This window comes from Nonomuraea sp. CX421 (genome assembly GCF_059358955.1).
Window position 1 is genome coordinate 190,256 of sequence record NZ_JCADBK010000010.1, and the last position, 15,142, is coordinate 205,397.

Genomic DNA, 15,142 nt, shown 5'->3' on the forward strand with positions numbered 1-15,142 from the left:
CCTCGGCGGTGTGTATGTGAAGATCTGCGGCCTCCGCGAGCCCGGCCACGTGACGGCCGCCGTCGAGGCGGGCGCCGACGCCATCGGATTCGTGCTGACCGCGAGCCCCCGCCGGGTGACGCCCGAACGGGCGGCGGAGCTGGCCCGGCCGGTGCCCGCCCACGTGCTGACCGTGGGGGTCTTCCGGGGCGAGGACCCGGCGACGGTGCGGGCGGCCGCGCTGGCGGCCGGGGTGCGCGCGATCCAGTTGCACGGGGCGCACCCGCACGACGACTTCACCGCGCTGAAGGACCTCGGCCTGACCCTGGTCAGAGCCGTCGACGCGGCGGCCGACCTGCGCTGCGGCGCCTACGACGAGCACCTGCTCATCGTCGACGCGCCTCGCCCCGGCTCGGGAGAGCCGTGGGACTGGGCCGCCGTGCGCGGCCGCCCCTCCGGCCGCTGGATGCTCGCGGGCGGGCTGGGCCCGGCCAACGTGGCCGAGGCTGTCGCCGCCGCCGCGCCCTGGGGGGTCGACGTGTCGAGCGGCGTGGAGGTGGCGCCCGGCGTCAAGGACCCGGCGCTGATCGCGGAGTTCGTCCGGGCCGCCCGCCGTCCGGGCTGAGCGGCTTCGGCCTCCGGCGATGAGATCGCCGCCCCGGGGCTTTCGCGTGTCGGGGCGGGCAGGTGGCCGTGATGGGTCACCCGGCGGGCCGCTGGGGCCACAGGTGACGCAGTAGGGTCTGCTGCGTGAGCGAAACTTCCGCCGAGGACCGCATCTGGACGATTCCTAACCTGTTGAGCTTCCTGCGTCTTCTCGGCGTGCCTGTGTTCCTCTGGCTGGTTCTGGGGCCGAAGGCCGACGGCTGGGCCATCGCCGTGCTCGCCCTCGCCGGGTTCACCGACTGGCTCGACGGCGTGATCGCTCGCAGGTTCGACCAGACCAGCCGGCTCGGCAGGCTCATCGACCCGGCCGCCGACAAACTGTACGTCTTCGCGACGATCCTGGCGTTGCTGGTGCGCGACATCATCCCGTGGTGGCTGGTGGTCGCCATTCTGGGGCGTGAACTCTTCGTCGCCTGTTTCATTCCTGTACTTCGCAAACACGGATATAAGGCACTTCAAGTGCATTTTCTGGGCAAGGCCGCCATGTTTAGTCTCATGTACGCCTTCCCTCTGCTGTTCCTCGCCTCGCACACTGGCTGGTACGCCGATATGGCCCGAATTGTCGGGTGGGCCTTCGCCCTCTGGGGAACGGGTCTGTACTGGTGGGCAGGGTTGCTGTATGTGATACAGGTGCGTCGGCTCGTAACTGCGACCTCTAAGGAGTGATCGGGTGAAGGCGGTCGTCATGGCGGGCGGGGAGGGGACTCGGCTGCGTCCGATGACCGCCAACCAGCCCAAACCCCTGCTTCCTGTAGCCAATCGCCCGATCATGGAACACGTGTTGCGCCTGCTCAAGCGGCACGCGGTCACCGAGACCGTCGTCACGGTCCAGTTCCTTGCCGCACTCGTGCGCAACTACTTCGGCGACGGCGACGAGCTCGGGATGAGCCTGCAGTACGCCACGGAGGAGCTGCCCCTCGGCACGGCGGGCAGCGTCAAGAACGCCGCCGACCGTCTGCGTGACGACCGCTTCCTCGTCATCTCCGGCGACGCTCTCACCGATATCGATTTGTCAGATATGGTCCGGTTTCATCGCGAAAATTCGGCGCTTATCACGATCGGCCTGAAACGCGTCCCGAACCCGCTCGAATTCGGGATCATCATCGTCGACGAGTCCGGCCGGGTGCAGCGCTTCCTGGAGAAGCCCACCTGGGGCCAGGTCTTCTCCGACACCGTCAACACCGGCGTCTACGTCATGGAGCCCGAGGTCCTCGACCGGGTCGCGGCCGGCGAGCCCGTCGACTGGTCGGCCGACGTGTTCCCCGACCTCCTCGCCGCCGGCGCCCCCATCTACGGCTACATCGCCGACGGCTACTGGGAGGACGTCGGCAGCCACGACAGCTACCTCAAGGCCCACGCCGACGCCCTGTCCGGCCGGGTCAAGCTGGACATCGGCGGCTTCGAGCTCTCGCCCGGCGTCTGGGTGGCCGAGTCGGCCTCGATCGACACCGACGCGGTGCTCAAGGGCCCGCTGCTCATCGGCGACTACGCCAAGGTCGAGGCCGGGGCCGAGCTGCGCGAATACACCGTCCTGGGCAACAACGCGGTGGTCCGCGAGGGGGCGTTCCTGCACCGCGCGGTCGTGCACGACAACGTCTACCTCGGCCCCGGGACCCACCTGCGCGGCTGCGTCATCGGCAAGAACACCGACGTGATGACCGGCGCCCGCATCGAGGAGAACGCGGTCATCGGCGACGAGTGCGTCATCGAGCCCGAGGTGTACGTCTCCAGCGGCGTCAAGATCTACCCGTTCAAGACCATCGAGGCCGGCGCGGTCGTCAACACCAGCGTCATCTGGGAGTCGCGCGGCCAGCGCAGCCTCTTCGGGCCCAAGGGGGTCAGCGGGCTGGTCAACGTGGAGATCACCCCCGAGCTGTGCGTACGGCTGGCCAGCGCCTACGCGACGACCCTGAAGAAGGGCGAGCACGTCGTCACCGCCCGCGACTCCTCCCTGGCGGCCAGGGCGCTCAAGCGGGCCGTGATCGGCGCGCTCACCGCCAGCGCCATCAACGTGCTCGACCTGCAGGCCGCCCCGCTGCCCGTGGCCCGCTTCCACACCTCCCGCGAGTCGGCCGCCGGGGGCATCGCGCTGCGCACCAGCGCCGGCGACCCGCAGAGCGTGGACATCGTGATCATGGACGACCGGGGCGCCGACCTGCCGGCGGCCGCCCAGCGCAAGCTGGAACGGGTCTTCTCCCGGCAGGAGTTCCGCCGGGCCTTCCCCGGCGAGATCGCCGAACTCGCCTATCCGGCCAGGGTCGTCGAGGACTACGCGTACGAGCTGCTGCGCCGCGTGGACATGACCGGCATCCGCGACATGAAGGTGGTGGTCGACTGCGCGGGCGGCACCTCCTCGCTCGTCCTGCCCACCCTGCTCGGCCGCGTCGGGGTCGAGGTGCTCACGGTCAACGCCCGGCTCGACGAAGCCTCGCCCACCGAGACGCTCGCCGAGCGCCGCCGCGATCTGCAACGCCTGTCGGAGCTGGTCAGCTCCTCGCGGGCGGCGTTCGGGGTCCGCTTCGACCCGGTCGGCGAGCGGATCGCGCTGGTGGACGAGATGGGCCAGCTGATCGGCGAGGAACGGGCGCTGCTCGTGGTGCTCGACCTGATCGCCGCCGAGCGCGGGGGCGGCCGGGTGGCCCTGCCCGTCACCACCACCAGGGTGGCCGAGCAGGTCTGCCGCTTCCACGGCGTACAGGTGCAGTGGACCTCGACCGCCCTCGACGCGCTCACCTCCGCGGCGGCGGAAGACGACATGATCTTCGCGGCCGACGGCCGGGGCGGCTTCGTCGTGCCGGAGTTCACCCCGGCCATCGACGGGCTGGCCGCGTTCATGCGGCTGCTCGGGCTCGTCGCCCGCACCCGGCTCTCGCTCAGCCAGATCGACGCCCGCATCCCCGAGGCCAAGCTGCTCAAGCGGACCGTGCCGACGCGCTGGGCGGCCAAGGGGGCGGTGATGCGGTCGGTCATCGAGTCGGCCGAGGCGGGCTCCGACGGGCACCGGATCGACACCACCGACGGAGTGCGGGTCGTGGGCGACGACGGCAGCTGGGTGCTGATCCTGCCCGCCGCCACCGAGCCGGTCACCGACCTGTGGGCCGAGGCCCAGGACGTCGACACCGCCCAGTCGCTTCTGGAACGTTGGGCCAGAATCGTCGAGGACGCGGCCACTTGAGGGTAATATCGCCCTCTGTGATCTTGACCGGACGCTCGCGCCGGGGCTTGCATGATCGTATGGTGGGAAACGCGCGGCGGCATGGACCTTCAGGCTCGGGCGGCGGTAACTTTGTCACCGTCCGAACTGTCGTCCAGCGCCCCGCCTTGACCTTTGCCGTTCAGCAGCGTAAGTTGCGGCATTCGCAAACTTGAAGAGCGAAGCGAGGCGCGCCCCGAGCACCGTCGCCGCGTCTTCGCGGTAGGAGGCCGAGCCGATCGATGCCGAGCGTCTACTGCACGCAGTGCGGGCACGCCAACCCCGAGGATGCCCGTTTCTGTTCCCGTTGTGGGTCACCGCTGACCAGACCCGAGGTCTCCGCGGATACCACCTCGACGATCTCCGTCGCGGGAATCGAGGCGTACGAGGCTGAGACCGGAGACATGCTCCTGGCCGAGCGGGCGCTGGTCGAACAGCTGCCGCCCGGCACGGCGTTGCTCAGCGTGACCAGGGGCCCCAACCAGGGCAGCCGGTTCCGGCTGGACAAGGACCTGACCACCACCGGGCGCCATCCCGAGAGCGACATCTTCCTCGACGACATCACGGTCTCGCGGCGTCACGTCGAGTTCTACCGGCACCGCGGGGGCCAGTTCTCGGTGCGTGACGTGGGCAGCCTCAACGGCACCTACGTCAACAGGGAGCGCATCGAGGAGGTGCCGCTGCACTCCGGCGACGAGGTGCAGATCGGCAAGTTCCGGCTGGTCTTCCTGATGCGGACCGCCGCCGGCGCATGAGCTCGCAGGCGGCACGCTCGCACATGAGCATCGGGGAGGTGCTCGCGCTCCTGCAGGGCGAGTTCCCCGACGTGACGATCTCCAAGATCCGCTTCCTGGAGGGCGAGGGTCTCATCGAGCCCGAGCGCAGTCCGTCGGGTTACCGTAAGTTCACCCACCTGCACGTGCAGCAACTGCGCTACATCCTCACCGAACAGCGCGACCACTACCTCCCGCTGCGGGTGATCAAGGACAAGATGGCCGAGGAGCTCGGTCGTCCGCGCGCCGTGCCGGAAAGCCGCGAGGTGCTGCTCAGCCGCGCGGAGTTGCTGGAGGCGGCCGGGCTCGACGAGGAGACCCTCGCCGAGCTCGAGGACTACGGCCTGCTCGCCGCGCGGGCCAGGCGCTACGACCAGGACGCGCTCGACGTCGCGCGCAGCGTCGGCGCGCTGTCCCGGTTCGGGCTGCACGCCCGCCACCTGCGCGCCGTCAAGGCGGCGGCCGAGCGTGAGAGCGGCCTGGTCGAACAGGCGGTCGCGCCGATCCTGAAACGCCGCGCGCCGGGCGCGATCGGCGAGGCCGACGAGATCGCCAGGGAGTTGTCCTCCCTGCTGCTCGAACTGCACGCCGCCCTTGTGCGCGCGGGGGTGCGCGGCGTTCTGGGGCGATGAACCGGACCGGCGGGACATTCGAGGCCCACCGGGTGTTACGTTGAATTGCAGAAGCGGACCAGAAATGAGCCGTGCCGGGTCACCGGCCGGTCGATACGGAGCAGCCCGTGTTGCAGATGGAGGTCGTGGGCGTTCGGGTAGAAATGCCCACAAATCAGCCGATCGTCTTGCTCAAGGAGGCACACGGGGAGCGGTTCCTTCCTATATGGATCGGCATGACCGAAGCGACGGCCATCGCGTTGGCCCAAGCGGAGGAGCCGCCTCCCCGGCCGCTCACGCATGACCTTTTCCGGGACGTGCTGAGCGCGCTGGGCGTCGGCCTGCGTGCCGTCAACATCGTCGCCCTGCGCGAAGGCATCTTCTTCGCCGACCTCGTCTTCTCCAACGGCGTGGAGGTGAGCGCGCGGCCGTCCGACTCGATCGCGCTCGCCCTGCGCACCGGGGCACGCATCTTCGCCAGCGAGGAGGTCGTCCAGGAGGCAGGGGTGATCATCCCTGACGACCAGGAGGACGAGGTGGAGAAGTTCAGGGAGTTTCTTGACACGATCACTCCCGAGGACTTCGGCAGGGCGGGGTAGGTATTTCAGTGCATTTACGCTTCACGACGCGCCGAGCCGGATCGTTGACTGCGCATGGTCACGGTCCTACGGTGCAAGTGAAACCCGTGGTCGCCCTTTACTAACCCCCAGATCAGACCATGGGATGAGAGAAAGCCGGAGGTCCGCGTGGCGGTCAGCAGCGGCGAGGGAAAGACGGCCGGCCAGGAAGATCCGGTGCGGCGTGAGAGTGCGCGGCAGCGTGCCGGAGAGCAGGGGCTGCTTTTCGACGAGCAGCCGGCGACGCTGCCGATGGACATCGGCTACCGTGGCCCGACGGCCTGTTCGGCGGCCGGCATCACCTACAGGCAGCTCGACTACTGGGCGCGCACCGGCCTGGTCGAACCCACGATAAGGGCCGCTCAGGGCTCCGGTTCGCAGCGCCTCTACAGCTTCCGCGACATCCTGGTGCTCAAGGTCGTCAAACGGCTGCTCGACACCGGGGTCTCCCTCCAGCAGATCCGCACCGCCGTCCAGCACCTGCGTGACCGCGGGGTGGGAGACCTCGCGCAGATCACCCTGATGAGCGACGGCGTCAGCGTCTACGAGTGCACCTCGGCCGACGAGGTGATCGACCTGCTCCAGGGCGGCCAGGGCGTGTTCGGCATCGCGCTCGGCCGGGTCTGGCGTGAGGTCGAGGGCTCGCTCGCGGAGCTGCCGGGGGAACGCGCGGCGGTCGCGGACACCGTCCCGGCCGACCACCCCGCTGACGAACTGGCCCAGCGGCGACGGGCTCGCCGCACAGGGTAGTAATCTAGGACAAGCTGGCAACCCCGTGCGGGAGAGTCCCCGGCCTGACCGGGGCGCCGAAGGAGCAACCTCCCCGGAATCTCTCAGGCACCCGTACCGCTCGGGCGAGGCAACTCTGGAAAGCAGGCGCGTCCGCCAGGCGCGTCTCACCGACGGTGCAAGCCCTCTGGGTGAAGCTCTCAGGTCGACATGACAGAGGGGGAGATCCGGCACGCGCCCGCGCCCCGGCGCCGGTCTCCACAGCCTCGGGAGGCATCTCCATGACCGACCTGTCACTTCCGCCGTTCTCGACCCGGCACATCGGCCCATCGGAGTCCGAGCAGCAGCGCATGCTCGAGAGCGTGGGCTTCGAATCGGTCGCCGACCTGGTAGCCGTGGCCGTGCCCGAGGGCATCAGGACGAAGGACCGGCTGGCGCTGCCCGCCGCGGCGAGCGAGCACGAGGCCATCGCCGAGCTGCGCGCCCTGGCCGGCCGCAACCGCGTCCAGACCTCCATGATCGGGCTGGGCTACCACGACACCATCACGCCCGCCGTCATCCGGCGCAACCTGCTGGAGAACCCCGGCTGGTACACCGCCTACACGCCCTACCAGCCCGAGATCTCGCAGGGCCGCCTCGAGGCGCTGCTGAACTTCCAGACCGTGGTGACCGACCTCACGGGGCTCGACGTGGCGGGCGCGTCGCTGCTCGACGAGGCCACCGCCGCCGCCGAGGCCATGACGCTGGCCCGGCGGGCCGGCCGGTCCAAGAGCTCCGTGTTCGTCGTCGACGCCGACGCGCTGCCCCAGACCAAGGCGGTGCTGACCACCCGAGCCGAGCCGCTCGGCATCACGCTCGTCGAGCACTCCCTCGACGGCGACCTGCCCGAGTGCTTCGGCGTGCTCGTGCAGTATCCGGGCGCATCCGGCCGGGCCCGCGACTTCCGCTCGGTCGCCGCCGCCGCGCACGACGCGGGCGCCCTCGTGGTGGCCGCCGCCGACCTGCTGGCGCTCACCCTGCTCGCCGCCCCGGGCGAGCTGGGCGCCGACATCGCCATCGGCTCCTCCCAGCGGTTCGGCGTGCCGTTCGGCTTCGGGGGGCCGCACGCGGCGTACATGTCCGTACGCGAGGGGTTGCAGCGCCAGATGCCCGGCCGCCTCGTGGGCGTCTCGATCGACACCGACGGCGACCCCGCCTACCGGCTGGCCCTGCAGACCCGCGAGCAGCACATCCGCCGCGAGAAGGCGACCAGCAACATCTGCACCGCCCAGGTGCTGCTCGCCGTCATCGCCGGGATGTACGCCGTCTACCACGGCCCCGAGGGGCTGCGCCGCATCGCCTCCCGGGTGCACCGGCACGCCGCCGTGCTGGCCGAGGCGCTGCGCCGGGCCGGCGTCGAGGTCGTGCACGACGAGTTCTTCGACACCGTGCTGGCCCGCGTGCCCGGCCGCGCGGCCGACGTCGTGCGTGAGGCCGCCGGACGCGGCGTCAACCTCTGGCGCGCCGACGCCGACCACGTCTCCGCCGCCTGCGACGAGAAGACCACGACGGCCGAGCTCGAACACGTCCTCGCGGCCTTCGGCCAGGTGCTCGGCCACGAGGCCGGCACGCGGGCCGAGCTCGACGAGCTGGCCGCCGACGCTGGGCTCGACCGGCTGCCCGCCACGCTGGCCCGCGAGTCCGGCTACCTGACCCACCCGGTCTTCCACAGCCACCGCTCCGAGACCGCGATGCTGCGCTACCTGCGCAGGCTCCAGGACAAGGACATCGCGCTCGACCGGTCGATGATCCCGCTCGGCTCGTGCACGATGAAACTCAACGCGACCACCGAGATGGAGCCCATCACCTGGCCCGAGTTCGCCGCGATCCACCCCTACGCGCCCGAGGAGCAGACCGCCGGATACCGCGAGCTGATCGAGACGCTGGAGGGCTGGCTGGCCGAGCTGACCGGCTACGACGCCGTCTCCATCCAGCCCAACGCGGGCTCCCAGGGCGAGTTCGCCGGGCTGCTGGCCATCCGCGCCTACCACCAGGCGAACGGCGACACCGGGCGCGACGTGTGCCTCATCCCGTCGTCGGCCCACGGCACCAACGCGGCCAGCGCCGTCATGGCCGGGATGCGGGTCGTCGTCGTGGCCTGCGACACCGAGGGCAACGTCGACCTGGCCGATCTCGACGCCAAGATCGCCAAGCACGGCCCCGAGCTGGCCGCCATCATGGTCACCTACCCGTCCACGCACGGCGTCTACGAGGAGACCATCACCGAGATCTGCGCCAAGGCGCACGACGCCGGCGGCCAGGTCTACGTCGACGGGGCCAACCTCAACGCGCTGGTAGGACTGGCCAAGCCGGGCCACTTCGGCGCCGACGTGTCCCACCTCAACCTGCACAAGACGTTCTGCATCCCGCACGGGGGCGGCGGTCCCGGCGTCGGCCCCGTCGCGGTCCGCGGTCACCTGGCCGCCTACCTCCCCGGTCACCCGCTGCGCGACGGCTCGCCGGTCGGCCCGGTCTCGGCCGCCCCCTACGGCTCGGCCGGCATCCTGCCGATCTCCTGGGCGTACATCAGGATGATGGGCGGCGACGGCCTCACCGCGGCGACCGAGCAGGCCATCCTGTCGGCCAACTACCTGGCCCGGCGGCTCGCCCCGCACTACCCGGTGCTCTACACCGGGCGCGGCGGGCTGGTGGCCCACGAGTGCATCGTGGACCTGCGCCAGATCACCAAGGAGACCGGCGTCACCGTCGACGACGTGGCCAAGCGGCTCATCGACTACGGGTTCCACGCGCCCACGATGTCGTTCCCCGTCGCCGGCACGCTGATGATCGAGCCCACCGAGAGCGAGGACCTGGCCGAGCTCGACCGGTTCGCCGACGCCATGATCGCCATCCGGGGCGAGATCGCGCGGGTCGCCTCCGGCGAGTACGACAGGACCGACAACCCGCTGCGCAACGCCCCGCACACCGCCGAGGCCGTCACGTCCGACGCGTGGGAGCACCCCTACTCCCGCGGCGAGGCGGCCTACCCGGTGCCCTCGCTGCGCGACGGCAAGTACTGGGTTCCGGTGCGCCGCATCGACCAGGCCTACGGCGACCGCAACCTGGTGTGCTCCTGCCCGCCGCTCGAGGCGTACGAGGACTGACCTCCGCGTCGTCCCGCGGCCCCTTCCCGCCCGCCGGGGGAGGGCCGAGGGACGTTCCGGTCCGGGAGTGTCAAGTCGGCAGACATGATCAGCCGGAGTGGTTAGGCTCGGTGCGATCGTCGCCGAAGGAGCTCTCTTGACGTCATCCGAGCTGGAGACCCCGCCTCTCGACACCGCCCGCCGCCTGGCCGAGGACGGCGACCTGGAGGGGGCCGCGGCCATCCTCACCGAGCTCGCCGCCGACCCCGACGGGCCCGACCGGGCACAGGCGGCCGTCGGTCTGGCCGTGGTGCTGGAGGAGCGTGGCGACGTCGAGGGCGCCCGCGCCGCGGCCAGGACCGCGCTGGCCACCGGCCATCCCGAGTTCGCCGCCCAGGCGGCCTGCCACCTGGCGCAGGGCTTCGAACGCGAAGGGAGAGCCGAGCAGGCCAGGGGCGCCTGGCAGGCGGTGCTCGGTGTCGGCACCCCCGCCTACGTCCCGCTGGCCCACCTCGCGCTGGCCCGGCTCGCCGCGGAGGCCGACGACTACGACGAGGCCGAGAGCGCGCTGCGCTCAGCCGCCGAGGTGGCCGGTGACGACGACGAGCTGCGTGTGCACGCCGCGCAGCAGCTAGCCGACCTGCTGCTGGAGCGAGGCGAGCCCGGCGCGGCGGCCGAGGTGCTGCTGGAGGCTCTGGAGAGCGCCCCGGCTGACTCGGTGGCCCGGCTGCGGGTCCAGCTCGGCATCGCGCATCTGGAGCTCGCCTGCGCGGAGTTCGCCCAGGCGGTCGACGACGGCGGCGACGCCGCGACCAGCGGCCTGGCCATCGAGCTGCTCGCCCGCACCCTGCCACTGCGCGGCCGGCTCGACGATGCCGACCGCGTCTGGGCCTACGGCCTCGACCACGAGGACGAGGCGCTCGCGGGTGAGGTCCGGCTCCGTCACGGCCGCGACACCTGACGCGCTTCGCGCGCCCGGCGCCCACCCGCCCCACCCCGCCCGGCGCCCGCCCGGTGGCGCCTGCTCGCGCGGTCAGCCGCGGCGCATGATGGCCATGGCGGCGGCGATGTTGATGATCGCGATGGCCATCCAGGTGACGGCGAGGCCGAGCAGGCCGGCGTTGGCCGAGGCGATGGCGGTCAGCGGGACGCCCAGGCCCATGGAGCCCAGCGCGAGCGGGATCATCGAGGCGCCGGGGCCCTTGGACGGGCGCGGCGCTGGGCCATGACGGTGCAGCTCGGCGCTCACGCGGGCCGCGATCGTCGCGTCGAGCCGTTCGGCGAACGAGTCGACCAGCGCCGCCTCGTAGTCGGGGCCGAGGTCGCGGCGGGCGTCGAGCGTCGCCTGGAGATCCTCACGGATGGGTCGGTGGTCCGGCATGAAGACCATCCTCCCTGAGGGGCGGCACGCCGTCATCCCACCTGAGGGGCATGCCGCCCTCCTCCCTGAGTACGGTGCTGCCCATGAAGGTGGAGACGCCGCGTGGTCCGGCGACGGTCGAGGTCGATGAGGCGGAGCGGCCCAGGATGCTGCTGGTGCTGACCCACGGTTCGGCCGGGGGAGTGGACGCGCCCGACCTGCTGGCGGTGCGCGACGCGGCGCTGGGCGTGGGGGCCAGCGTGGCGCGGGTGACGCAGCCGTTCCGGCTGGCGGGGGCCCGAGCGCCCGGCTCGGCCGTCCGGCAGGACGAGGCCTGGGGCGTGGTGCTCGGCGAGCTGCGGGCCCGGTGGCCGGAGTTGCCGCTGGTGCAGGGCGGGCGGAGCAACGGCGCCCGGGTCGCCTGCCGCACCGCGCGGGCCGTCGGCGCGGTCGCGGTGGTGGCGCTGGCCTTCCCCCTGCATCCGCCGGGCAGGCCGGAACGTTCCAGGGCCGGCGAGCTGCGCGACGCCGGGGTGGACGTGCTCGTGGTCAACGGGGACCGGGATCCGTTCGGCGTGCCCGAGGCGGCCGACGCGGCACGGCTGGTCGTGCTGCCCGGAGAGGGACATGACCTGAAGAAGGACCCCGCCCGGGTGGGCGAGGTGGTGGCGGAGTGGATCGTCCGTTACGCCTGAGTCAGGCGGCGCCCACCACAGGGCGGTGGGGTGCGATGGCGGTGCCGCCAGGCAGCAGCTCCCCGGTGTCCTCGAACAGGACCACGCCGTTGCAGAGGAGGCTCCACCCCTGCTCGGGGTGGCTCGCGAGGGTGCGTGCGGCCTCACGGTCGGGCGCCTCGGCAGACGGACAGGCCGGGTCGTGCGGGCACATCGGCGTGCCTCCGATATCTCGTGGATGGCCCCCGGGTTGCAAGGACGGGAGCGGCTCGGGTTGGTCGTTGTAGCAAGTGTGAGGCGTATGTCACACGATCCGACATAGTCCGTTAGGACTGTTAGAGGAGGATGCGCCATCGTGTGACCTTCGACACAGCGTGCCTTATGCAGGATAACGGTCCAAGCTCGACACGCCCACTAGGTTCGCAAGCCCCGTAGCAAGGCCTCCAGCCCGCGCTCGAAGTCGAGGTCGGCCCGCTCGTCGCGCCTGATCCACTCGTCGACCTCGGGGTCGGCCCAGCCCGACTGCTGCACCTCCACCGCCACGCTGCCGAAGACGTAGGCGCGCAGGGCTCGCACGGCCTCGGCCGCGTCGTCCAGGCCGCCGTCGGCGAGCTGCTCCGTCTGCTCCTTGACGGCCACGGCGGTGCCGCCTTTGGGTGGCTTCGTGAGGGCCAGCGCGAGCACGCCGGGGTGGTCGCGCAGCAGCTCGCGGCTCGCCCGGCACCAGGCCCTGGCGGTGTCCTGCCAGGTGGCCGCCTGCTCGACGTGGACCGCCGTCACATGCTCGGCCAGCGCGTCCATCAGCGCCTCCTTGCCCCTCGGCAGGTGGTGGTAGATGGCCATGGCCTCGACCTGGAGGGCGTCGCCGAGCCTGCGCATGGTGAGCCGGCGCAGCCCCTGCGTGTCGGCGATGTGCAGCGCGGCCTCGATGATGCGCTCGCGGGACAGGGGCACGGGCGGTCTCTTGGCGGGCATGGAGATTATCTTACTATGTAAAGGGCGTCGCGCCGGTCCGATTGCGCCGCGTGTCGCCGGAGCGCGTACCCTGGTCGCGGTAATCGAGCCGTTGGGGCGAAGGGGCAGAGTCGATGGCGTTTTTCCGTCCGCGGGTGAGCCGCGAGGCCGAGGTCCGCTACCACGCGGACCTGGAGATCTCCAAGAGCTACCCTCAGCTGCTGGAGAAGGCCAGGCAGGCCGAGCAGGTCGTGCGCGAGCTGCGGGCCGGCGACGCCGACGAGGTCGAGTTGCGCGCCGCCGGGCTGGCGTTCGACCGGGCGCTGACCGAGGCGCTGCGGGCGGCCGAGGCGGGGCAGCGGAGCACGTTCGGCGTCACGTCCTATGACGACCGCATCGCCAGACGCAAGGCCAGGGCGACGCCGGCCGGGGCCATGTGGACCTCCGAGGTGGAGCGGCTGCGCACGCTGCGCGAGGACAACCGGCTGTCGGGCATCCCGCGCGTGCCGCGCCTGGTGCCCACCTTCTGATCGGCGGGCCCCCAGGGGGCCGGCGACGCGAGAAAGCCCCGGCCACCTCGGCCGGGGCTTTCTTCACGGGTCAGCTGGCCCAGTCGAGCAACGGGCGGGTGTTGCTCGGGTGGCGCAGCTTGGAGAGCGACTCCTTCTCGAGCTGGCGGATGCGCTCACGGGTCAGGCCGAGATACTTGCCGATCTCGTCGAGCGTGTGCGGCTTGCCGTCCACGAGGCCGAAGCGCAGAGCCATGATCTTCGACTCGCGCGGCGAGAGGTTCTCGAGGACGCCGCGCAGCTGGTCGCCCAGCAGCTGGCGGTCGACGATCTCCGACGCCTCGGGCGAGTCGACGTCCTCGATGAGGTCGCCGATCGTGGTCTCACCGTCCTCGCCGATGGTCGCGTTGAGCGAGATGGGCTGGCGGCTGGTCCGCAGCAGCTCCTCGATCTGGTCGGGCGTCTTGTCCAGCTCGACGGCGAGCTCCTCCGGCGTGGGCTCGCGGCCCAGGCGCTGGTGCATGTCGCGCTCGATGCGCGACAGCTTGGACAGCATCTCCAGCACGTGCACCGGCAGCCGGATGGTACGGGCGGAGTCGGCGAAGCCGCGCTGGATGGCCTGCCTGATCCACCACATGGCGTAGGTGGAGAACTTGAAGCCCTTGCTGTAGTCGAACTTCTCCACGGCCCGGATCAGGCCCAGGTTGCCTTCCTGGACCACGTCGAGCAGGGACATGCCGCGGTCGGTGTACTTCTTGGCGACCGAGACCACGAGCCGGAGGTTGGCCTCCAGCATGTGGTTCTTGGCCTCCTTGCCGTCCTCGGCGACCATCAGCAGGTCCTCGCGGTCGTCGGGCGAGAGGTCGTCGGCCGTCTCGAGCTTGTACTCCGCGTACAGGCCGGCCTCGATCCGCCTGGCCAGGTCGACCTCCTGGGCGGCGGTGAGCAGGCTCCGGCGGCCGATGGACTTGAGGTAGGTGTGCACGGAGTCGCCCATGGCCGACTGGGTGTCGTCGAGGTCGTTGACCTCGCTCTCCAGCTCGGCCTCCTCGGCGTTCATGGCGATCACGTCGGGCTCGGGCTCGGCCTCAGGTCTGTGGTCGGCGGCCTCGGCGACAGCCTGGGGAGCCGCCTCGGGCTCGGTTTTGGCGCCGGCGGTGCGGGAGCCGGTAGACTTCGCCTTGGTCGCCCGCCTGGTGGTCTTCTTGGTGGTCTTCGCGGCGGGTGTGCCGGGGGACGGCTCGTCCTCCGCGGCCAGGCTGACGCCGGCGTCGGTGAGTTCGCGCAGGATCGACCGGCCGTCGGCGGGGCTGATCCCGGCCTCGGCGAACGCTCCGCGCAGCTCCGCCAGGGAGAGGTGACCCTGTGCTCGCCCTCGGTCAAGAAGCTGGTCGAGGGGCGCGGGTGGGTTCGCCACGGCGGTTCGGGGCATGAGGACACCTCCTCCATACGGAGTAGAAGCGAGTCAGGCAGGTTGTGGTGGGGCGGCCCGGCCGCTCAGCGCACCAGTATCAATAACGCCATATAGCCTGATTTGTTCCCGTAGGCAGGAAATAGGGGCGGACCGCCCGAAGGCGACCCACCCCTCCGCGTCTAGTCTCCTATGACGATTTCGCCCGGCTTGACCTCGGGCATCGGCATGGGCTCGGCGTCCTCCATGCGGTCCTCGGTCCAGTAGTCGCCGGCCGCGTCGGGGTCAGGGTTGACCTCCTTCGACACGACGAAGCCGTCGCTCGGCTCGGGGGACGAGGCCAGCTCGGTCATCTGGTCGGTGAGAGGCCCGCCGGAGGGTGACGCCTTCTCCAGCACTGCTCCGGTCTCCTCGCCGACCTGCTGGAGCCTGCCCGCCGAGGCGGCGGCCGCTACCGAGACGCCGCCGACGACGATCACGCCGACGACCACCGCGGAGGCCAGCATCCTGCGGGACCGGTTCATGAAGGCTCCTTTCGTGCTCT

The 15,142-nt window shown here is 71.1% G+C and carries 16 protein-coding genes and 2 riboswitches; of the genes, 11 read left to right on the forward strand and 5 right to left on the reverse strand.

Annotated features, from left to right (window positions below):
* The first annotated feature begins 10 nt into the window (after positions 1–10).
* The 9 genes from AC5L3X_RS20285 to AC5L3X_RS20325 all read left to right on the forward strand — a co-directional run bounded on the left by AC5L3X_RS20285 (position 11) and on the right by AC5L3X_RS20325 (position 10,651).
* On the forward strand, positions 11–604 hold the full coding sequence (locus AC5L3X_RS20285; RefSeq protein WP_494858770.1) for a phosphoribosylanthranilate isomerase: 594 nt from the start codon (positions 11–13) through the stop codon (positions 602–604).
* A 125-nt stretch (positions 605–729) separates the two neighbouring features.
* Positions 730–1,311 carry a cardiolipin synthase ClsA gene (gene clsA, locus AC5L3X_RS20290; protein WP_189122876.1) on the forward strand — a complete coding sequence of 194 codons (582 nt, stop codon included), beginning with the start codon at positions 730–732 and terminating at the stop codon, positions 1,309–1,311.
* A 4-nt stretch (positions 1,312–1,315) separates the two neighbouring features.
* Positions 1,316–3,820, forward strand: a complete 2,505-nt coding sequence (locus tag AC5L3X_RS20295; protein WP_494858772.1) for a sugar phosphate nucleotidyltransferase — start codon at positions 1,316–1,318, stop codon at positions 3,818–3,820.
* Between the two features lie 260 nt (positions 3,821–4,080).
* Positions 4,081–4,593: a double zinc ribbon and FHA domain-containing protein gene (locus AC5L3X_RS20300; protein ID WP_189122874.1), complete on the forward strand. Its 513-nt coding sequence runs from the start codon at positions 4,081–4,083 to the stop codon at positions 4,591–4,593.
* Positions 4,594–4,616: 23 nt separating this feature from the next.
* Positions 4,617–5,243, forward strand: a complete 627-nt coding sequence (ftsR, locus tag AC5L3X_RS20305) for a transcriptional regulator FtsR (RefSeq protein WP_225262251.1) — start codon at positions 4,617–4,619, stop codon at positions 5,241–5,243.
* 107 nt (positions 5,244–5,350) lie between these two features.
* Entirely contained in the window at positions 5,351–5,821 is a 471-nt protein-coding gene (locus AC5L3X_RS20310) for a bifunctional nuclease family protein (protein ID WP_189122872.1), read from the forward strand.
* A 147-nt stretch (positions 5,822–5,968) separates the two neighbouring features.
* Positions 5,969–6,589 carry a MerR family transcriptional regulator gene (locus AC5L3X_RS20315; protein WP_494858774.1) on the forward strand — a complete coding sequence of 207 codons (621 nt, stop codon included), beginning with the start codon at positions 5,969–5,971 and terminating at the stop codon, positions 6,587–6,589.
* 18 nt (positions 6,590–6,607) lie between these two features.
* Positions 6,608–6,698: riboswitch (glycine riboswitch) on the forward strand.
* Positions 6,699–6,795: riboswitch (glycine riboswitch) on the forward strand.
* Positions 6,796–6,849: 54 nt separating this feature from the next.
* A complete protein-coding gene (gcvP, locus tag AC5L3X_RS20320; protein ID WP_494858776.1) occupies positions 6,850–9,711 on the forward strand; it encodes an aminomethyl-transferring glycine dehydrogenase in 2,862 nt (953 codons plus the stop codon).
* A gap of 136 nt (positions 9,712–9,847) precedes the next feature.
* Positions 9,848–10,651 carry a tetratricopeptide repeat protein gene (locus AC5L3X_RS20325; protein ID WP_494858778.1) on the forward strand — a complete coding sequence of 268 codons (804 nt, stop codon included), beginning with the start codon at positions 9,848–9,850 and terminating at the stop codon, positions 10,649–10,651.
* Positions 10,652–10,723: 72 nt separating this feature from the next.
* On the opposite strand, the gene AC5L3X_RS20330 is transcribed toward AC5L3X_RS20325, so the two are convergent.
* A complete protein-coding gene (locus tag AC5L3X_RS20330; RefSeq protein ID WP_189122868.1) occupies positions 10,724–11,071 on the reverse strand; it encodes a hypothetical protein in 348 nt (115 codons plus the stop codon).
* Positions 11,072–11,154: 83 nt separating this feature from the next.
* On the opposite strand from AC5L3X_RS20330, the gene AC5L3X_RS20335 reads away from it, so the two are divergent.
* On the forward strand, positions 11,155–11,745 hold the full coding sequence (locus AC5L3X_RS20335) for an alpha/beta hydrolase family protein (protein WP_494858780.1): 591 nt from the start codon (positions 11,155–11,157) through the stop codon (positions 11,743–11,745).
* Position 11,746: 1 nt separating this feature from the next.
* Here AC5L3X_RS20335 and AC5L3X_RS20340 read toward each other — a convergent pair whose 3' ends face one another.
* Both AC5L3X_RS20340 and AC5L3X_RS20345 read right to left on the reverse strand, forming a co-directional pair.
* A complete protein-coding gene (locus tag AC5L3X_RS20340) occupies positions 11,747–11,938 on the reverse strand; it encodes a DUF5999 family protein (RefSeq protein ID WP_189122866.1) in 192 nt (63 codons plus the stop codon).
* Between the two features lie 200 nt (positions 11,939–12,138).
* Entirely contained in the window at positions 12,139–12,699 is a 561-nt protein-coding gene (locus AC5L3X_RS20345; protein ID WP_494858782.1) for a TetR/AcrR family transcriptional regulator C-terminal domain-containing protein, read from the reverse strand.
* A gap of 113 nt (positions 12,700–12,812) precedes the next feature.
* Between AC5L3X_RS20345 and AC5L3X_RS20350 the strand changes: the two genes are divergently transcribed.
* Positions 12,813–13,208 carry a hypothetical protein gene (locus tag AC5L3X_RS20350; RefSeq protein WP_189122864.1) on the forward strand — a complete coding sequence of 132 codons (396 nt, stop codon included), beginning with the start codon at positions 12,813–12,815 and terminating at the stop codon, positions 13,206–13,208.
* Between the two features lie 70 nt (positions 13,209–13,278).
* On the opposite strand, the gene AC5L3X_RS20355 is transcribed toward AC5L3X_RS20350, so the two are convergent.
* Both AC5L3X_RS20355 and AC5L3X_RS20360 read right to left on the reverse strand, forming a co-directional pair.
* On the reverse strand, positions 13,279–14,619 hold the full coding sequence (locus AC5L3X_RS20355) for an RNA polymerase sigma factor (protein ID WP_494858784.1): 1,341 nt from the start codon (positions 14,617–14,619) through the stop codon (positions 13,279–13,281).
* A 161-nt stretch (positions 14,620–14,780) separates the two neighbouring features.
* Entirely contained in the window at positions 14,781–15,122 is a 342-nt protein-coding gene (locus AC5L3X_RS20360; protein WP_494858786.1) for a hypothetical protein, read from the reverse strand.
* Positions 15,123–15,142 lie beyond the last annotated feature (20 nt).